The sequence below is a fragment of the Streptomyces monomycini genome, assembly GCF_022271435.1.
GTDB classification, from domain to species: Bacteria; Actinomycetota; Actinomycetes; order Streptomycetales; family Streptomycetaceae; genus Streptomyces; species Streptomyces monomycini.
In genome coordinates, this window is the sequence record NZ_JAFIQY010000002.1 from 65,543 (window position 1) to 83,400 (window position 17,858).

Annotated in this window: 20 protein-coding genes; 5 read left to right on the plus strand and 15 right to left on the minus strand. The window is 69.9% G+C overall.

Annotated elements, in window-relative coordinates:
• Window positions 1-86 precede the first annotated feature (86 nt).
• From JXZ78_RS02940 to proS, 15 genes are all read right to left on the minus strand, one after another.
• Window positions 87-1,703, minus strand: coding sequence for a YifB family Mg chelatase-like AAA ATPase (locus JXZ78_RS02940; RefSeq protein WP_030018420.1), 1,617 nt, complete (start codon window positions 1,701-1,703; stop codon window positions 87-89).
• 1 nt (window position 1,704) lies between these two features.
• Window positions 1,705-2,067 carry a YraN family protein gene (locus tag JXZ78_RS02945; RefSeq protein WP_050502118.1) on the minus strand — a complete coding sequence of 121 codons (363 nt, stop codon included), beginning with the start codon at window positions 2,065-2,067 and terminating at the stop codon, window positions 1,705-1,707.
• Between the two features lie 544 nt (window positions 2,068-2,611).
• Complete coding sequence (locus tag JXZ78_RS02950) at window positions 2,612-2,920, minus strand: DUF2469 domain-containing protein (protein WP_003980220.1); 309 nt, start codon at window positions 2,918-2,920, stop codon at window positions 2,612-2,614.
• A 38-nt stretch (window positions 2,921-2,958) separates the two neighbouring features.
• Window positions 2,959-3,447, minus strand: a complete 489-nt coding sequence (locus tag JXZ78_RS02955; RefSeq protein WP_030018418.1) for an NUDIX hydrolase — start codon at window positions 3,445-3,447, stop codon at window positions 2,959-2,961.
• A gap of 106 nt (window positions 3,448-3,553) precedes the next feature.
• A complete protein-coding gene (lepB, locus tag JXZ78_RS02960; RefSeq protein WP_030018417.1) occupies window positions 3,554-4,282 on the minus strand; it encodes a signal peptidase I in 729 nt (242 codons plus the stop codon).
• 229 nt (window positions 4,283-4,511) lie between these two features.
• Window positions 4,512-5,516, minus strand: coding sequence for a signal peptidase I (lepB, locus tag JXZ78_RS02965; RefSeq protein WP_078624010.1), 1,005 nt, complete (start codon window positions 5,514-5,516; stop codon window positions 4,512-4,514).
• Entirely contained in the window at window positions 5,458-6,306 is an 849-nt protein-coding gene (gene lepB / locus JXZ78_RS02970) for a signal peptidase I (RefSeq protein ID WP_033037179.1), read from the minus strand. Before lepB (JXZ78_RS02970) ends, lepB (JXZ78_RS02965) begins: the two co-directional genes overlap by 59 nt.
• 406 nt (window positions 6,307-6,712) lie before the next feature.
• Window positions 6,713-7,483, minus strand: a complete 771-nt coding sequence (gene lepB, locus JXZ78_RS02975; RefSeq protein WP_372498395.1) for a signal peptidase I — start codon at window positions 7,481-7,483, stop codon at window positions 6,713-6,715.
• Between the two features lie 348 nt (window positions 7,484-7,831).
• Entirely contained in the window at window positions 7,832-8,179 is a 348-nt protein-coding gene (gene rplS, locus JXZ78_RS02980) for a 50S ribosomal protein L19 (RefSeq protein WP_030018413.1), read from the minus strand.
• Window positions 8,180-8,311: 132 nt separating this feature from the next.
• Entirely contained in the window at window positions 8,312-9,121 is an 810-nt protein-coding gene (gene trmD / locus JXZ78_RS02985) for a tRNA (guanosine(37)-N1)-methyltransferase TrmD (RefSeq protein ID WP_030018412.1), read from the minus strand.
• Window positions 9,121-9,729 carry a ribosome maturation factor RimM gene (rimM, locus tag JXZ78_RS02990; RefSeq protein WP_030018411.1) on the minus strand — a complete coding sequence of 203 codons (609 nt, stop codon included), beginning with the start codon at window positions 9,727-9,729 and terminating at the stop codon, window positions 9,121-9,123. The genes trmD and rimM overlap by 1 nt, the downstream gene beginning before the upstream one ends.
• A 196-nt stretch (window positions 9,730-9,925) precedes the next feature.
• Window positions 9,926-10,165 (minus strand): RNA-binding protein, encoded by a 240-nt coding sequence (locus JXZ78_RS02995; RefSeq protein WP_003980229.1) that lies wholly within the window; start codon window positions 10,163-10,165, stop codon window positions 9,926-9,928.
• 2 nt (window positions 10,166-10,167) lie between these two features.
• Window positions 10,168-10,605, minus strand: a complete 438-nt coding sequence (gene rpsP / locus JXZ78_RS03000) for a 30S ribosomal protein S16 (RefSeq protein ID WP_030018410.1) — start codon at window positions 10,603-10,605, stop codon at window positions 10,168-10,170.
• A 155-nt stretch (window positions 10,606-10,760) separates the two neighbouring features.
• A complete protein-coding gene (locus JXZ78_RS03005) occupies window positions 10,761-11,351 on the minus strand; it encodes a hypothetical protein (protein WP_030018409.1) in 591 nt (196 codons plus the stop codon).
• A gap of 248 nt (window positions 11,352-11,599) precedes the next feature.
• A complete protein-coding gene (gene proS / locus JXZ78_RS03010) occupies window positions 11,600-13,015 on the minus strand; it encodes a proline--tRNA ligase (protein ID WP_030018408.1) in 1,416 nt (471 codons plus the stop codon).
• Window positions 13,016-13,234: 219 nt separating this feature from the next.
• Here proS and JXZ78_RS03015 point away from each other — a divergent pair, with 219 nt between their 5' ends.
• The 5 genes from JXZ78_RS03015 (at window position 13,235) to JXZ78_RS03035 (ending at window position 17,844) form a co-directional block, all read left to right on the plus strand.
• Window positions 13,235-14,110, plus strand: coding sequence for a methyltransferase domain-containing protein (locus JXZ78_RS03015; RefSeq protein WP_030018407.1), 876 nt, complete (start codon window positions 13,235-13,237; stop codon window positions 14,108-14,110).
• A 438-nt stretch (window positions 14,111-14,548) separates the two neighbouring features.
• Window positions 14,549-15,496 carry a GntR family transcriptional regulator YhfZ gene (gene yhfZ / locus JXZ78_RS03020; protein ID WP_030018406.1) on the plus strand — a complete coding sequence of 316 codons (948 nt, stop codon included), beginning with the start codon at window positions 14,549-14,551 and terminating at the stop codon, window positions 15,494-15,496.
• A gap of 149 nt (window positions 15,497-15,645) precedes the next feature.
• Window positions 15,646-16,017, plus strand: a complete 372-nt coding sequence (locus tag JXZ78_RS03025; RefSeq protein ID WP_030018405.1) for a PRD domain-containing protein — start codon at window positions 15,646-15,648, stop codon at window positions 16,015-16,017.
• Window positions 16,014-16,370, plus strand: coding sequence for a DUF2620 family protein (locus JXZ78_RS03030; protein ID WP_030018404.1), 357 nt, complete (start codon window positions 16,014-16,016; stop codon window positions 16,368-16,370). Before JXZ78_RS03025 ends, JXZ78_RS03030 begins: the two co-directional genes overlap by 4 nt.
• Before the next feature lie 91 nt (window positions 16,371-16,461).
• Complete coding sequence (locus JXZ78_RS03035) at window positions 16,462-17,844, plus strand: YhfT family protein (protein WP_030018403.1); 1,383 nt, start codon at window positions 16,462-16,464, stop codon at window positions 17,842-17,844.
• Window positions 17,845-17,858: the final 14 nt, after the last annotated feature.

Genomic DNA, 17,858 nt, shown 5'->3' on the forward strand with positions numbered 1-17,858 from the left:
GGCCGTACCCCTAAGTCGAACCGTTCCTCTCCGCCCCAGGCCTGTCCCTCCCCCTCCGCGATAGCCCAGCCCCCTCGTCACCTCACTCACCTCGCCCCCGCCGCCAACGGCACCCCCCGCCTGATGCCCGTGCGCAGTTCCAAAGCCCAGTTGATGTCTTCGGCCGTCGGGCGGTCATGACCGGCGAGGTCGGCCGAGGTCCAGGCGACCCGGAGTACGCGGTCCATGCCGCGGGCCGTCAGGAGGCCGGTTTCGAGGTCGTGTTCTGCCTGCGCCATCGCGCCCGGGGCGACTTGCCAGCGGGTACGCAATTCGTGGCCCGGGACCTCGCTGTTGGTGCTCCATGGCGTATCCGCGAGCCGGGCTGCGGCGCGGTCGCGGGCGGCTCGTACGCGTTCGGCCACTTCAGCGGTGGTTTCGGCGCTCTGGGTGAGCGAGAGCAATTCGGAACGTGCGACGGGTTCCACCGCCACCCGTAGGTCGATACGGTCCATCAGCGGCCCCGACAGCCGGGCGCGGTAGCGCTGGATGGTGGATGGGCGGCATTCGCAGCCGCCCCCGAGTGTGCCGTGGCGACCACAAGGGCAAGGATTGGCAGCCAGGGCCAGCAGGAACTTCGCCGGCATCCGCATCATCCCGGCGGCTCGCGCGACCACGACGTACCCCGACTCCAGCGGCTGCCGTAGTGCGTCCAGCACACGGGCGTTGCATTCAGCTGCTTCGTCGATGAACAGGACGCCGTGATGCGCCAGTGACACGGCTCCCGGGCGGGGCAGGCCGCTGCCGCCGCCCACCAGCGAGGCCATCGTCGCGCTGTGATGAGGCGCGCAGTACGGTGGGTGATCCACCAGTGGCTGCCCCGGCGGCAGGGCGCCGGCCACCGAATGCACCGCCGTCACCTCCAAGGACTCCTTGGGCGAGAGACGGGGAAGCAGCCCGGGCAGGCGTTCGGCCAGGAGGGTCTTGCCAGCTCCCGGAGGGCCCAGGAAGAAGATGTGGTGACGTCCGGCTGCCGCCACCTCCAGGGCTCTACGCGCACTGTACTGTCCGGCGACATCCGACAGGTCGGGCAGTCGTTCGCCACTCATGCGCTCTGTACCGAGTCCGGTACCGGGTACGGCCAGTCCCGCCAGCAGTGAATCCGGGCGCCCCTCAGCGGTCGCGTGGTGTTCCTCCTCTTCCGGCACCGGCTCGTCGGTGAGCACCGCGATCAGCTGCCTGAGGCTTCGTACGCCGAGAACGGAGACCCCCGGGACGAGCGATGCCTCGGCCACGGTCCTCTCCGGTACGACCACCTGGCGGTATCCGGCGTCCGCCGCCGCCAGCACGGCCGGAAGGACCCCGCGCACCGGTCGTACACGGCCGTCCAGCCCCAACTCGCCGATCATGACGAGGTCGGCCAGTTCACGTGGATCGATCCGTTCCGCCGCGCCGAGGACCGCGCAGGCCACGGCCAGGTCGAAACCGCTGCCGCCCTTGGGAACGGAAGCCGGGCTGAGGCCGACGGTGAGCTTCTTCTGCGGCCATTCACCGCCTGAGTTCACGACGGCGGCCCGTACTCTGTCCCGCGATTCGATCAGACTCTTGTCCGGCAGTCCGACGAGCGCGAAGGCCGCGACCCCCGGCTCCAGGTCCGCTTGGACCTCCACGACCACGCCTTCGACACCGACCAGCGCGACCGAGCACGTGCGGGCGAATCCCATGTCAGGTCACTCCCCGCACATGCTCCAGGAGCGGTGCGCCACGCGAAGGCAGCAGCACTCCGACCACGTCGATACGCACTCCGCCGGGCGGTGGACCGCCGTGTTCCTCCAGCCAGCGTTCCGCCAGGCGCAGCAGGCGGGCGGCCTTCTCCGGCCGTACCGCTGCCATGGGATGTTCGTACGCACCCGCACGACGGGCCTTGACCTCGCAGAGCACCAGGGCGTCACCGTCGGCTGCCACGATGTCGACCTCGCCGTCCTGACAGCGCCAGTTTCGGTCCAGGATGCGCATGCCGACGGTGGTCAGGTGTCGTGCCGCCAGGTCTTCCCCGTAGCGTCCGAGCGCCCGGCGGGCGCTGGTCACGGGCAGGTCGTGGAGGGCGGCGGCCGCCCCGATGGGATGTCGGGGACGGCGAGGGCGGGACCGTTGGGAGCCGGCCCCGGAGGCGGTACGGGCACCGGGCGGGACGTCTCCGCGGCTTGTCGCCCTCCGGCTGCCTCGGACTCGCGGCCGACCACCGCACAGCTCCCGCGGTACGCCGTCCAGCCCCCGCGGTGTGCCCTCCTGGGGCAACGGGCCGCCTGCATCCACCGTCGGCTGAGCATGTTCCCCGCCCGGACACTCCGGAGGGCTCTTCTCGCTCGGGCGCCTCTGAAGGTTCTCCTCGCAGGGTCGCTCGTGTGAGTTTCCCTCGCGCCGGTCAGGTCGGCGATTTTTCTCGTTCGTGGCGTTCACTCGGCACCACCTCCGGCACCGACTGTGACGCTTCCATCACGAACTGTTGGATCTTGGTGGACTACCGAGCGGTTGTGGACAACTTCGCCACTCGACCCAGTGACGCTCCGGCGTTCCCACCCCCGCGGGAAGGCGCCAGGGCCGACACCCCGCCCCGACCGGCTCGGCGGCCTCAGCTCCCCGGAAGATCCAGGTCGCTCTTGTTCAGCTCCTCGATGTTCACGTCCTTGAACGTCAACACGCGCACCTGTTTCACGAAACGAGCCGGCCGGTACATGTCCCAGACCCACGCATCAGCCATCGAGACCTCAAAGAAGACCTCACCCTGCACGGAGTGCACCTGCATCTCGTAATCGTTCGTGAGGTAGAAGCGACGCTCGGTCTCGATCACATACTTGAACAGCCCGACGACATCGCGGTACTCCCGGTAGAGCTTCAGCTCCATCTCGGTCTCGTACTTTTCGAGGTCCTCGGCGCTCATGGCAGATCCCCTTCAGCCGTGCGTCCCCCTATTGTGCGTCAGACGCTCTCGGTAGCCAGCAGCACCGGCGCGTCAGGGGGCCCTTCGTCGAGCAGCCTGCCCAGCAGCTCGACGAATCCCGTCGGATACACCGTCTCATGCGACGTGGAAAGATCTTCCAAGGTCCACCACCTCAGTCCCGATACGCTGCGCCGCTCAAGATCCGTCTGCCCCGACATCTCGGTTGCAGTCCGGTCGGTACGAGCCAGGTAGTACCACTCGTCCTGCTCCCAGCGCCTGCCGTCGAAGGTGAAGGAGCAGCGCCGCTTCCACAGCAGCGGCCCCAGCTGTACGTCGGCGATACCCGTCTCCTCGGCCAGCTCCCGGTGTGCGGCCTCCTCGCGGGACTCCTCGCCCTCCAGGCCGCCGCCCGGTGTGAACCACCAGGTACGGGTCGGATCGCTCGGTTCATAGCCGTGCAGCAGCAGGACCCGGTTGTCCGGGGCGAGCAGTACTACCCGTGCGACCTGGCGCACCTCCACCGGCAGCCCTCCGACCGCGTGAGGTGCTTCAGACCTCTCAGGCCCCTCAGGCCCCTCAGGCCCCATGTCATTACCCGCCGCTTCGGCTTCCTTCGCGTCGGTACCCGTCACGTCACCCATTCCTGCGCCTCCCCCGCCGCGCCAGCGGCCCGTACGCCGCACCTCCAAGGATCATCACCGCTCCGACGACGACCGCGACGACGATGATGCGTACCGGCCCAGGCTGCGACGTTCCGCCGGGCATCGCCGCGAAACCTTCCGGCCGTTCCACCACACCCATGCTGCCGACCGGCCATGCTCTGGCGTCCACCCGCGCGTCCACGGCGGTGCGCGACACCGAGCCGTGGTCGGCGTCCTTGAGGTGCGTACGGGAGTCCAGGGAATCGTTGCGGTGATCACCGAGGAGGAAGAGCTGGCCCACCGGCACCTTTGAGCTGAAGCCGGTCGGTGAGGCCGGGCCCGTGGTGTGCAGATACGGTTCGTCGACGGGCTTGCCGTTGATCGTCAGCCGGCCGTCCTTGCTGCAGCAGGCGACCGTGTCGCCTCCCACCCCGACGACCCGCTTGATCATCGGCACATCGCCCCACACCGCGTCCCGGAAGACCACGACGTCTCCACGCCGCACCTCGGAGCCGTCCACCTGCTCGGCCAGCACCCGGTCCCCCACCCCGATCGTCGGGGCCATCGAGTCGGTCGGCACCGTGTAGGGGCGGTAGGTCAGTGCTCCCCATACGAAGCCGCCCAGGAACAGCACACAGCCGACGGCCACCACCAGACCGGACAGCACACTGCCCGTCGTCCGGCCGCGGCCGTCACCCGTACGTGCCTTGCTGCTGCTCATCCCAGCGCTCCCGCCCCACGAACGACCCGCGTCGAAGATCTGGGACGGCACCCTACCCGGGGGTACGTTGCCCAGTCAGCACCATGAGCCGGGACAACCTCGGGACGTACGCACCGGACGCTCGCCAGGGAGCATCCGGGACAGCGTCGGCCTCTCCCCCACCGGGACACGCAGGGGGCACACATCCCGGGCCGCACCCCTCGCGCACGGCCCGGTGCAGATCACCCGCTCAGTCGGACGCCTGCTCCACCGGACGCGCCACCCGCACGGCCCGCCTGCGCCGCCGCCACAGCACGATCGGCACCGCACCCGCGAGACCGAGCGCCGCCGGCGTCGCCGCCATGGCCTTGTTCAGTGCGGGCTGGTCGAAGGTGTCCGGCACCGACAGCCATGACCAGCGGTTGATCGGCCAGGCGACCGTGAAGGCACGCCCCACGACCTGCTTGACCTCGACCGTGCCGTTGCCCTTGAGGTTCGTGTGGTAGCGCGAGTCGAGGGAGTCCTGACGGTGGTCACCCATGACCCAGATGCTGTCCTTCGGCACCTTGATCGGCCCGAACGGCTTGTCGCCGCACGGCGTGTTGCCCGGGTAGAGGTACGAGTCCTCCTTCAGGGCCGTGCCGTTGACCTTGACCGGTCCGGCGCCCTGGCACTCCACGGTGTCACCGCCGACGGCGATGACCCGCTTGATCAGGTCCTTCTCCTCGGCCGACGGCATCAGGCCGATGAAGCTGAGGACCTGCTGGATCGCGTTGGGCTCGGGGGTGGGCACCTCGTTCAGCCAGCCGCCCGGGTCGTGGAAGACGACAACCTCGCCACGTTCCGGTTCGGAGCCGAACCACGGGGTGAGCTTGTCCACCAGCACCCGGTCCCCGCGCTGCAGGGTGTCCTGCATCGAGTCGGACGGAATGGAGAACGCCTGCACCAGGAACGTCTTGATGATCAGCGCGAGGATCAGCGCGATCCCGATGAGGATCGGCAGCTCTTTCCAGAAGGCACGCGGCTTCTTGCCCTTCTTCACGCTGCCGCTCTCCTCCTCGCCCACCGGCTGTTCCTTGTCCAACGGCACTCCGGGGCCCGTCGGCCGCCCGGGACCGGCCGGCTGCCCCGGATCCGTCGCCCGCGCCGGGTCCGCCGGTCCTCCCGGCACGCCGGACGCGGCGGGCTGTGAGGACTCACCGTTTCCCGCCGGCTCTTCGGGCTCTCCGGTCCCGGACCGCGCGCCGACCGCCAAGTCCCCCACATCCACTCCTTACTCCACGCCACTGCCTGCCCGATAGCCGGTGCAGGCCCACCACTCCCATAACGAGCGGGAGTTCCGCAGGGGTCGGGAGTTCGGACAAACCGTCGGAGGACACACTATGCGGAGCCCGCCCCGCCGTCGCCCTCGCGCCCGGCGCGTCGCGCACGGTCGCGTAGGTGTCAGGCTCCTCCAGGCGGCGCCAGTGGCCCACCGGCCAGGCGATGACCACGGCCCGGCCGACCACGTTGTCCACCGAGATCGTCCCACGGTACGGCTCGTCCAGGTGGTACCGGGAGTCTGCCGAATTGGAGCGGTGGTCGCCCAGCACGAAGATCCGGCCGTCCGGAACCTTGACCTCGAATTTGAACTGCGAGGGCGCATCGCCCGGGTGCAGGTACGGCTCATTCAGGGGGGTTCCGTTGACCGTGACATGCCCTTGCTTGTCACAGCACTTGACGGTGTCGCCCCCGACACCCACCACTCGCTTGATCAGATCCTGTTCGTCGGCCGACGGAAGCAGACCGATGAAGGTCATGAACTCCTTGATCTGCTTGACCACGACCGGGTCGTCGGCGGAGGTGACCTGCTCGTCCTTCAGCCACCCTCCTGGGTCCTTGAAGACGACCACGTCACCCCGTTCGGGTTCCGAGCCGAACCAGGGGGTGAGCTTGTCGACCAGGACCCGGTCACCGATCCGGATGGTCTCTTCCATGGAGCCGGAGGGGATCACGAAGGCCTGGACGAGGAAGGTCTTGAGCACCAGCGCGATGGCCAGGGCCACACCGATGAGGATCGGTATCTCTTTGAGGTAGGAGCGACGCCTGCGCCGCTTGATGCGGCGCGCCTGGCGCCGTCGTGCGGCCCGTCCTCCAGTGGCGGGTCTGGTCGTTCGCGTGCCGGCGCGCGCGCTGCCGCCGGCCTCGGCTCCTTCGCCGTACGGTCCGTCCCCGCGCCCTGCGCTTTCGTACGGGCTGCCACTGCGCCCCGCGTACGAGTCGGCCCTGTAACCGGTCCCGAAGTCGGGTCCGAAGTCGGACCTGTAATCGGTTCCGCGTTCGGCCCCGTAATCAGTTCCGCGCTCAGGCCCGAACGAAGCGGCCCCACGCGAGCTGCCCCCGTAGCCCTCTTCCCCATCCGTCTCATCCGCGCCCGCGGCCCCCTGATGCCCGTGCCTGGGCCGCCCCCGGCTACCCATGGCTGCCTGCCGCGCCCGGTATGCCGTCGAAGGCGTGCGGGCGGTGCAGGGCCGTCCAGTGGCCCACCGGCCAGGCGATCCAGTCGGCGCGGCCGATCACCTTGCCGACCGGGACGGTGCCGCCTCCCGGTTCGCCGAGGTGGTCCCGTGAGTCACGCGATCTGCCGCGGTGGTCCCCCATGACCCACAGCTTTCCCTCCGGCACCACGATGTCGAACGCGTCGGAGGACGGCTCGTCCCCCGGGAACAGGTAGTCCTCGTCCACCGGCTCGCCGTTCACCTTGATCCGCCCCCGTTTGTCGCAGCAGGTCACCCGGTCCCCGCCGACGCCGATCACGCGCTTGATGTAGTCGGTGGCCGCGGGCTCGGCCAGCCCCAGCGCCGCGCCCGTTCCCCTGATCAGTCCCGTCACCGGGTTCTCGTCGGGTTCGCTCCGCAGGAACGAACCGGTGCCGTCGAAGACGATCACGTCGCCCCGGCGCGGTGCGTCGCCGAAGCGGTACGCCAGCTTGTTGACCAGCACCCGGTCGCCGATCCGCAGGGTGTTCTCCATGGAGGAGCTGGGGATCAGGAAGGGCTGTACGACGAAGGCGCTCAGCAGCAGGACAAAAGCCACACAGAGCGAGAGCAGCAGGACGGGCCGGCGCCACAGGGCGGACAAACTCGCTCCCCACCAGGACCCGAACCGCCGGATCCGGGACGGCCGCCGTTGCGCTGCCCCCTCCAGGGGCAGCGCATCCTGGAGCGGTGCGTCCTGAGGCAGCGCGCTACGGTCCTGCACGCACGTACCCCGCCCCGGCCGCCCTTCCGGGCCGGCGCCCCCCTCAGAGCGCCCTCGCGGGCCTCTGCCCCCCTCCGGCCGACCATCCGGGGCCGTGACCCCCTCCGTACGTCCCGCGGGCCGTACACCCCGTTCCGCCCGCTCCTCGGGCCCGGGAAGCGCGGCCGCCTTCTCCGTCACGGAGGAGGCGTGCGCGGAAAAACACGCGGAGCGCGACCCCTGCTCCGGCCCCGGTTCAGGGGCGGGAGAGCGGTCGCGCTCCGAAAACTGTGCGTCGGTGTCCATCGGACCCTGAGCCTATCCGGCCGGTCCAGGACGCCGGACGTCTGTTCAGTTGTCGCGCTTCTCCTTGATCTTCGCGGCCTTGCCGCGCAGCTCACGGAGGTAGTACAGCTTGGCGCGACGCACGTCACCGCGGGTCACCAGCTCGATCTTCTCGACGATCGGGGTGTGCACGGGGAAGGTGCGCTCGACGCCGACGGAGAAGCTGACCTTGCGGACCGTGAAGGTCTCGCGGACGCCCGCGCCCTGGCGGCGGATGACGACGCCCTTGAACTGCTGCACACGGGAGCGGTTGCCCTCGATGACGCGCACGTGGACGTTGACGGTGTCACCCGGACGGAAGGCCGGGACGTCGCTGCGCAGCGATGCGGAGTCGACGGAGTCGAGAAGGTTCATGACCCACTGCTTTCTTCGTTGATGCCACAGGTCATCAACGGAACTGGAGAATTGCGTTGAGGTTGCCGTTCCGTCGGGCGGGCGTCGTTCCCCCTGTGGCAGGGGCGCGCGCCGGACGCACACAGCAGCGGCCTATTCTTCCACGTCGTCGCTCGTACGCCCAAATCGACCGCTCGTTCCCTCGGCCCACCCGAGGATCGAGAGGGTCTCGCGGTCCTTCTTGTCAAAGGCGGCCGGGTCGGCGCGCTCGATGAGATCGGGGCGGTTGCGGTCGGTACGGCGGAACGCTTCGTCCCGGCGCCAGCGGGCGATCTTGCCGTGGTGGCCGCTGAGCAGCACCTCGGGGATGCCGCGGCCGCGCCACTCGGGAGGCTTCGTGTAGACGGGGCCTTCCAGGAGGTCCGCCATGGCGCCGGGGGCGAAGGAGTCGTCCTGGTGGGAGGCCGAGTTGCCCAGTACGCCGGGCAGCAGCCGGGCGATGGCTTCGACCATCACCAGGACGGGGGCCTCGCCGCCGGCCAGGACGTAGTCGCCGATGGAGACCTCGCGGACGTCCACGCGGTCGCCGTACTCCTCGATGACGCGGCGGTCGATGCCCTCGTAGCGGGCCGGTGTGAACACCAGCCAGGGCTTCTCGGAGAGCTCCACGGCGAGCTGCTGGGTGAAGGGCTTGCCGCTCGGCGTGGGGACGACGATGACCGGGTCGCCCTCCTGGGAGTCGATGACCGAGTCCAGCGCCTCGCCCCACGGCTCGGGTTTCATGACCATGCCGGGACCGCCGCCGTACGGCGTGTCGTCGACGGTGTTGTGCTTGTCGTGGGTCCATTCCCGCAGGTCGTGGATGCGGACGTCCAGCTGGCCGCGGGCGCGGGCCTTGCCGACCAGGGAGACGTTCAGCGGTTCCAGGTACTCGGGGAAGATCGTGACGACGTCGAGCCGCATTACACGTCCTCGCCGGCGTCACGGGCCGAGTCGGCGCCCTGCGCCTTCGGGGCCGCGGGCTCCGCGGACGCGTCGCGGGCCGAGGCCACCTCGGCCTGGCTGTCGTCGAGCAGGCCGGGCGGGGGGTCGACGACCGCCTTCTGCTCCGCCAGGTCGATCTCCGGAACGATCTCGGAGACGAACGGGATCATGATCTCGCTGCCGTCCGGGCGGCGGACGATCAGCAGGTCCTGGTAGGGCAGGTGGGAGATCTCGGCGATCCGGCCGACCTCGGTGCCGTCGCGGGTGACCACGTCGAGGTCGACGAGCTGGTGGTCGTAGAACTCCTCGGGGTCCTCGGGGACCTCTTCGGGGTCGATCTCCGCGATCAGCAGCGTGTTCCGCAGCGCCTCGGCGCCCGTACGGTCCCGTACGCCCTCGAAACGCAGCAGCAGGCGCCCGCTGTGCACCCGGCCGGTCTCGATGGTCAGCGGGCCGGTTGCTGCCGGGTCCGTGGCCAGTACGGCGCCGGGCGCGAGCCGCAGCTCCGGCTCGTCGGTACGCACCTCGACGGTGACCTCGCCCTTGATGCCGTGGGCGCGGCCGATCCGCGCGACTACCAGCTGCACAGTGCCCCTCTTCGCGGCCGGCCGCCCGCCGCTCGCCGCGGTGGCGGTCCTCGCCTCGTGATTCGTCAATCGGTGGTAACGGTCATACGTGCATCGTCGCAGATGCCTACGACAACGGGCCGGGGTGAGCCGTAGCCCTCCCCGGCCCGTGCCGGTACTGCCTGGTCCGGGGAGTGCCCCGGTACCCCGGTTCTGCTCAGCGGACCTGGTCCACGTCGACGAGGTCGACCCGGATACCGCGACCGCCGATGGCGCCTACGACCGTCCGCAGGGCACGCGCGGTGCGGCCGTTGCGGCCGATCACCTTCCCGAGGTCGTCGGGGTGGACCCGGACCTCCAGAACGCGCCCGCGACGCAGGGTGCGCGAGGCGACCTGCACGTCGTCGGGGTTGTCGACGATGCCCTTTACGAGGTGCTCGAGGGCCTCCTCGAGCATGATCAGGACTCGGTCGACTCGGAGGTGGACTCGGCCTCGGCCTCGTCCGCCTTCTTGTCAGCCTTCTTCGCCTTCGGGGTGATCGCCTCACCCTTCGGCTCGTCGCCGTCCTTGGCCAGAGCCTCGAACAGGGCGCTCTTGTCAGCCTTCGGCTCCGCGACCTTCATCGGCGCCGGGGCGGGCAGGCCCTTGAACTTCTGCCAGTCGCCGGTGACCTTGAGGATGGCCATGACGGGCTCGGTCGGCTGCGCGCCGACACCCAGCCAGTACTGGACACGCTCGGAGTCGACCTCGATGCGCGACGGGTTCTGCACCGGGTGGTACAGACCGATCTCCTCGATCGCCCGGCCGTCACGGCGGGTGCGGGAGTCGGCGATGATGATGCGGTAGTGAGGCGCGCGGATCTTGCCCAGACGCTTCAGCTTGATCTTGACTGCCACGGGAGTGGTGTCTCCTGGTCTTGACGTGGTTGGGCACAACGGGATGCCACGTGGGGTTGCGGTACTCGGGTGCCCGATGGACGCGCCAGCCGGAGGAGAGAGGGGTCCTGTGCGACTGTCGAGTACAGCTGACCATTGTGCCACACCACTCCAGGTCAGCCGACCGCAGCCACCTCGGGGATCCGGAAGGGCTTGCCGCAGCCGCCGCAGACGATGGGAGCCTGGGCCAGCACGGACGGGACGACCCGGACATTGCGCCCGCAGTCGCAGACGGCCTTGACGCGCACACCGCCACCGGAGGAGCCGTGCCGGGCGGCCGGACCCCGGAAGCTGCGGGCACTGTCGGCCGTGGTCGCGACGGAGTGCGCCTTGAGGGCTCTGGCGAGCCGCTCGATGGTGGGGCGGTAGCGCCTTCTGGCCTCGGGGTTGAGCGTGACCAGCGAGAAGCCGCTGCTCGGGTGCGGCTCGTCGACGTGGTCGAGGCCCAACTCCTCGGCGATGGAGAGGAATCGGCGGTTGTGGTAGCGGCCGGCGCGTGAGGTGTCGCGGACGCCGCGGGCGGCGGCGATGCCGTGGACTGCCTCATGCAGCAGCCGTTCGAAGGAGAGCTCGGCCCCACAGGCGGACGAGGACTCTCCGATCAAGGACTCGGGCGCGGCCAGGTCCGGCAGCTCGGGGTGGTGCCGTTGAATGTCGGCCCACGCGAGCGCCAGCTCGGCGGCGAGAACAGGCGGTGTCGTGCTCACGTCGTGACAACGAGCCGGGCCCATCCAGTGTTCCGATTACGGGGCATCTCAAATAATTTGCACGTACCGGTCAGTTTCTGGTCATGGGTTTCGAGGACGGCGTGTGCGCAGAACTGCGGAGAAGGCGCGCGTCGGGTGGCAAGCCGGGGCGTACCCGCGCGTACGCCCCGGCGCGTAAGAGATGGATGCGCGCCGGGGCAACCGTTGCCCGTGGGCCGCGACGTGCCACCGGTGGAGCCCGATGGGACTCAGTAGGCGCGCGCGACGACCGCGATCGTACCGGGGGCGTCGTCCGTGCCGGGCACCGACCCGTCCTCGGCTACCAGACACCGTACGGTCACCGCCTGCTCGGCGAGCCGGGCCTCTCCCTCCGGGCCGAGTGCCGCCCACGGGATGCGGGCCCAGCCGCCCGCGGCCGCGGCCTCGACGGCCTCCTCGGCCGTCGCCACGTCCGAGGTGCGCGACTGCCGGCGCTCGCGGGACTGCCGCAGGAGCAGCGCCTGATCCTCCTCCAGGATCGCGGGGAGCAGGGAGACGAGCGCGTCGAGCCGGACGGGCTCCTTGCCGCCGGGGATACGGCGGACGAGCACCGCGGTGCCGTTCTCCAGGTCACGCGGACCGACCTCGACCCGGACCGGCACGCCCTTCAGTTCCCAGTCCACCGCGCGGCGCCCGAAGGGGACGTCCGTACGGTCGTCGACCTGGACGCGTACCCCCGCCGCCCTCAGTGCGTCGCCGATCCGCCGGACCTCGGTCAGTACGGTGTCGTCCCCCTTGACCGCCAGGACCACGGCCTGAACCTGGGCCAGCCGGGGCGGGACACGCAGGCCGTGGTCGTCACCGTGCGACATGACCAGCGCGCCGATCATGCGGGTGGTGCTGCCCCAGGAGGTCTGCCAGACCAGTTCCTGCGTGCCCTCCTTGGAGAGGTACTGCGTGTGGAAGGCGCGCGCGAAGTTCTGGCCCAGTTCGTGGCTGGTGGCCATCTGGAGGGCCTTGCCGTCACCCGTCATCGCTTCGAGGGTCAGGGTGTTGATGGCGCCGGCGAACCGTTCCGCCGCGGTCTTGCGCCCGGCCACCACGTCGATGGCGAGGACGTCGGCCATGAAGTCCGCGTAGACGTCCCGGTGGACACGGGCGGCGTAGTCGCGGGCTTCCTCATAGGTGGCGTGCGCGGTGTGCCCCTCCTGCCAGAGGAATTCCGTCGTACGGAGGAACACCCGCGGCCGCATCTCCCAACGGACGACATTCGCCCACTGGTTGATGAGCAGGGGAAGATCGCGGTAGCTCTGCACCCACTTGGAGAAGTACTCGTTGACGATGGTCTCGGAGGTGGGCCTGACGACGGCCGGTTCCTCCAGCTCCTTGCCGCCGCCGTGGGTGACCACCGCCAGCTCCGGCGCGAAGCCCTCGACGTGCTCGGCCTCCCTGGTCAGGTACGACTGCGGGATCAGGAGCGGGAAGTAGGCGTTCTGGGCACCGGTCTCCTTGATGCGCGCGTCCACCTCCCGCTGCATCCGTTCCCAGAGCCCGTACCCGTACGGTCGGATGACCATGGTGCCGCGCACCGGCCCGTTGTCGGCCAGCTCGGCCTTGCTGATCAGATCCTGGTACCAGCGGGGAAAGTCGTCCGCCTGGGGTGTGAGAACGGGGGCCTTTGCCATGACGCGCATGGTAGGGGCGCGACACCTGGCGTCGGCAAACGAAATTGCACCCCGGCGCACCGAGGGGCGCGCGGGAGACAACCCCGGCGCAACCCTGGACTCCGAGCCGGATGGGGAGTTGTCTGGAATGCGGGGGCGCACGACGCGAACACAGGGGCGGGACACGGGGGAGAACGACCACTGACAGCTTCGGGTTCTCGGCGGATTGGGGCGCTTTCGATGACACCCACGCTCGTACGGCATCACCTCCGGCAGTCCGGCTCTCCCGGTTCTCACGACCCGTCCGCACCGGCCGACTCCTGTGGACGCACCCGTGACTGGGCCGAGGTCCAGGAACGGATGCTGGTGCCGCTGTACGAGGCCGTCTACGACCGGGTGGGCGTCGGTCCCCACACCAGGCTGCTGGGGCTGGGGTGCGGTTCCGGGCTCGCGCTGCTGATCGCCGCGGCCCGCGGAGCGCGGGTCTGCGGCGTGGACACGGACGAGGAACGGCTGGATCTGGCGCGGGAACGGCTGACTCCCGACTCCTCGCGCGAGGCCCGTGGCGACACGGCGCGCGCCACGGTGCTGGCGTGCGGTGGTCCCGAGCAGGCGGCCGCTCCGGACGGCTCCGCGTTCAATCTGGTGACGGCCTTCCACCCGGTGGGCTGTGTCCGCAGCGTCGAAGGGCTGACGGCTTCGCTGGTGACGGCCGCCGGACTCGCGGAGCGCGGCAGTCCGGTGGTGCTGGGCGGCTGGGGGCCGGTGGAGCGGTGTGCCACGGCGAGCGTGCTGCGGGTGGCCCAGCGGCTGGCGGACCCGCTGCGCACGGCGGGCGGCTGGCGGCCCAGCGGCCGGGACGACCTGGAGGACCTGGCCGACCGCGCGGGGCTGCGGCCCGACGGGTCGGGGCGGGTGGCCTGCCCGTTCGGTTACGGCAACCTGCCGAGCGCGGTGCGCGGGCTGCTGTCCACGGGGCTGTTCGACGCGGCACTGGAGGTCACCGAGCAGGCGCAGGTGGAGAAGGAACTGAGCGAGGCGCTGCATCCGCACCAGCGCCCGGACGGCACGGTCTGGATGGCGAACGTGTTCCGTTATCTCATCGCCCGTACGTGACGCTTCTTCCGCTGCGCTGTCTTCCGTCTTTCCGTTGCTTCGGTTCGTGTGTCTTCCGCTGCTTCGGCTGACCGTCCTAGCGTCTCTTCCGCCTTCTCTGACTCTTCCGGCTCCTTCGGCTCCTGCGGCCTTTCCGGTCCCTCCGGCCAGTTCAGCCCTTCCGGTTCCGTAGTCCCTTCCAGCCCTTTCGCCCCTCTTGCCCCTTCCACCCCTCCTGGCCTCTCCGCCTCTTCCGGCGGCTCGACCTCCGGAGCCGGCCGCTCTTCCACCTTGCCCCGCCGTCACCGGCACGCGGGAAGAGTGGCCGTGGTCGGCTCGGCGGGGCCCGGTTACGTCCCTCCCCCGCCCGCGCCGGGAGCACCCGTCAACACCGAGGCTCCAGGCATTCACCCGTGCGAGGTATACCCAATATCCAGAATTCTGTTTACTGTCATTTCCATGAACAGCATCGACGAACGGTTCCTCACCCGCAACGGGCACGCCGCCCGTCGGCTCTCCGCTCTGCTGATCAATCGGCCCACCGAGGGTGACGCCGCACGGCTCCCCCGGGTCCGCGACCTCGCCGCGGAGCTCGGGGTCGGCAACGGGACGGTGCAGGCCGCACTTCAGCTGCTGGAGGAGTCGGGCGCGATAGAGACCGTGGCCCGCGGGCACCTCGGCACCTTCCTGGTGCGCGCGGACCGCGGCATACTGTGGCGCCTCGCCGGGCTGGGCACCGTCCTCGCCGCGATGCCGCTGCCCCACTCCCGCCGCCACGAAGGCCTGGCCACCGGACTGCGGACCGCCTTCGAGGAAGCCGGCGCGCCCTTCGCCATCACCTTCATGCGCGGTGCCGCCTCGCGGGTCTCAGCCCTGCTGGACGGCAAGGTCGACCTGGCGGTGCTGTCCCGCTTCGCCGCCGACCGGTTGATGAAGCAGCATCCCGTCGATCTGATCGCTGATCTGGGCCCGGCCACCTACGTCGGAGCGCACGGGCTGCTGCTGCGGCACGGCGTCCAGCTCGACACCGACGGCCTGCGGGTCGCCGTGGATCCCGCGTCGGAGGATCAACGGGCGCTGGCCGAGCAGGCGTTCGCCGGCCGCAAGGACGTGACGTGGCTGGAGAGCTCGTTCATACAGCTCCACGACCTGTTCGCACATGACCGGGCCGACGCCACCGTCTGGAGCCTCGACGAGGTGCAGGGGCAGCTGGGCGACGAGGTGGAGGTGCTGCCGTTCGGCGACGAGATCCCCGGCGATCTGTCGCTCCGCAATTCCAGCGCGGCGCTGATAGCCCGCAGTGAGGGCAGTGAGGCGCTGGCGGCTGTGAGCGGATCACTCGACCTGGGAGCCGTCACCGGTCTTCAGGACGAGGTGCTGCGAGGGGAGCGCATGCCTTCCTACTGAGGCGGCCGTGACGGCCGGTCGGGGCGGCGAGCCGGCTGCGTCGGCCCGCACGGTCCATCGGGATGCCTGCTCGCAGGTGGTCCCCCGCAGTTGCCGATCGATGCGCAAGACGCCGAAATCTTCTACTGATGACCAGGAGGGGGACGGGCATGGAAGCCCTGCTCGCGCAACGGATCCGGATTTTCGTGGAGAGCGGTCAGGTGCGGTCCGACATCGCTGATTTCGTCCGGGCCGAGCTGGACGCGCTGTCCGCCGACGGGTGCGTGATCACCGAGGAGACCGCAGGGATGCTCACCAGCCATCTGCTGCTGGCGCTGACCCGGCTGCGGAACGGCGAGCCGGTGGAGGAGTTCCGCGCCGACGACATAGCGGCGGCGGAGCTGGCCGACCACCCCCACGCCGTCCGGCGGGCGCACGCCGTCTCCGTACGGACCGAGAGGGCCTTCGGTTCTCCGCTCCCCGAGTCCGAGATCAACTTCCTGGCGATGCATTTCGCCCTCCTGCGAAGGGACACACCATGACGACCATCCTCACCGGCGGAGTCGGCAAGGCCGAGGTCGCGGACACCGTGGAGCGGCTGGCGCTGGCCGGCGTCGAGGTCGTGGTCAGCAACGACATGGACGCGGCAGCACGCCTGCGGGCCGGCCGGGCCGACTACTTCCTGGGCACCTGCCAGACCGGTGCCGGGGCGTCGCTCGGCGTGCTGGTCGGGCTGATGGGCTCCGCCGTCTGTCACACCTTCGGCCGCTCGGTCCCCTCGGTGGACGAGATCAATGCCTTGCTGGACCAGGGCAAGAAGGTGTTCGGCTTCGCCGTGGACCAGATCGACGCGGTCACACCCACGCTGGCCGGAGCCATCGCCGCCCGCGCCTGACCGTGCCGGGCCTGCCTCCGGCGGCCCGGTGCCCCCGGCCTGCGAGGGCCGTACGACCCGATGACCTGCCAGGGCACAAAGGAGTGACCCCGTGAGCAGCACCGTCTCCGCCGCGAGCACCGGTCTCGACTTCTCGCTCGCTCAGCAACTGACCGTCGTGGCCCTGTGTGCGCTGACCGCGTTCATCTCGCACCTGGCGCTGGCCGTCTTCAACGACGGTGTCCGCCCGTTCATGCTCGACTTCGTCCAGGGCCGTACGACCCGGAGCGCCACCACAGCGGTGTCCTTCGGGCTCTCCGTCGGGTTCGTCTTCGGGCTGGGGGCGCCGATGGCGCTCTCCTCCGGGGTGCTCAACCCCTGGCTGCTGTTCCTGCCCACCGACGTGCTGGGCATCCTCGCGCCGAAGAAGTGGCTCGCGCCGTTGCTCGGCGGCGCGTGGGGCGCGGTGGTCGTGTTCGGGCTGGACGGGGCCAACGCTCTTGCGCACGAGTTGCCGGTCGACTTCCTGACGGCCATGCAGCGGATGGCGACGCCGATCCTCTTTCTCTTCACGCTGTTCCCGGTGCTGGCGATCACCAGACAGTTCGGGCGGCTGCGTGGGGCGGTGGCGGGTGGGGTGGAGCTGGCGCTCGTGGTGTTGACGATGAAGGTGTGGCCCGAGGTGTTCGCGGGGGCGCCGGCCATGGCGGTCGGAGTGCTTCTCCTCATCGGGTTCGCGGTGGCCAAGGACGTACGTCGGCGCCGGACGGAGCGTGTCGCAGCAGGCGCGGCGCCGTCCGCGCAGGAGCGGGCTTTGGGTGATCCGGTCGGCGGTGGGAGACCGGGCGAGGTGGATCCGATGGTGTCGCTGTTCGGGACCAGTGCGGCTCGGTTGCGCCGGCACCTGCCGTTGTTCATGGTGCTGGGAGCCGGGGTCTGCCTGCTGGCGCAGCTGCACGTGTTCGGTGGTGGGGAGGCGACCAGTTTCTTGATCGCCAAGGGGCAGTACGCGGAAGCTGCGCAGGTCGACTTCTACCGGGCGCTGGGATTCATTCCGCTGATCGCCACCACCGCGCTGGCTTCGGGTGCGTACGGCATCGTCGGTTTCACCCTCGCCTACCCGGTCGGGTATCTGCTGCCGAACCCCTGGCTGGCGGTGGCCTGCGGGGCGTTGATCTTCGCCGGTGAGGTGCTGGCCCTCAGCTGGATCGGAAAGGTGCTGGGCGGGCTGCCTTCGGTGCGCGACTCCTCGGAGCACCTGCGTGCCGCCATCGGTGACACCCTGCAACTGGCCATCCTGTTCGGTTCCTTGCTGGCGGCCGAGGCCATGGGGGGTGGGCTGGGGATTCTGATAGCCGGCGGGCTCTATCTGCTGAACGAGGCAGTGGGCCGGGTGGTGGTCCGGATGGCCGCCGCTCCCGCGGCGGTCGTCGTCACCGGCATCGTCCTCAATCTCCTCCACTGGCTGCACCTCTTCACCCCGGTCAAGACCTGAGCAGGCGTGCATGG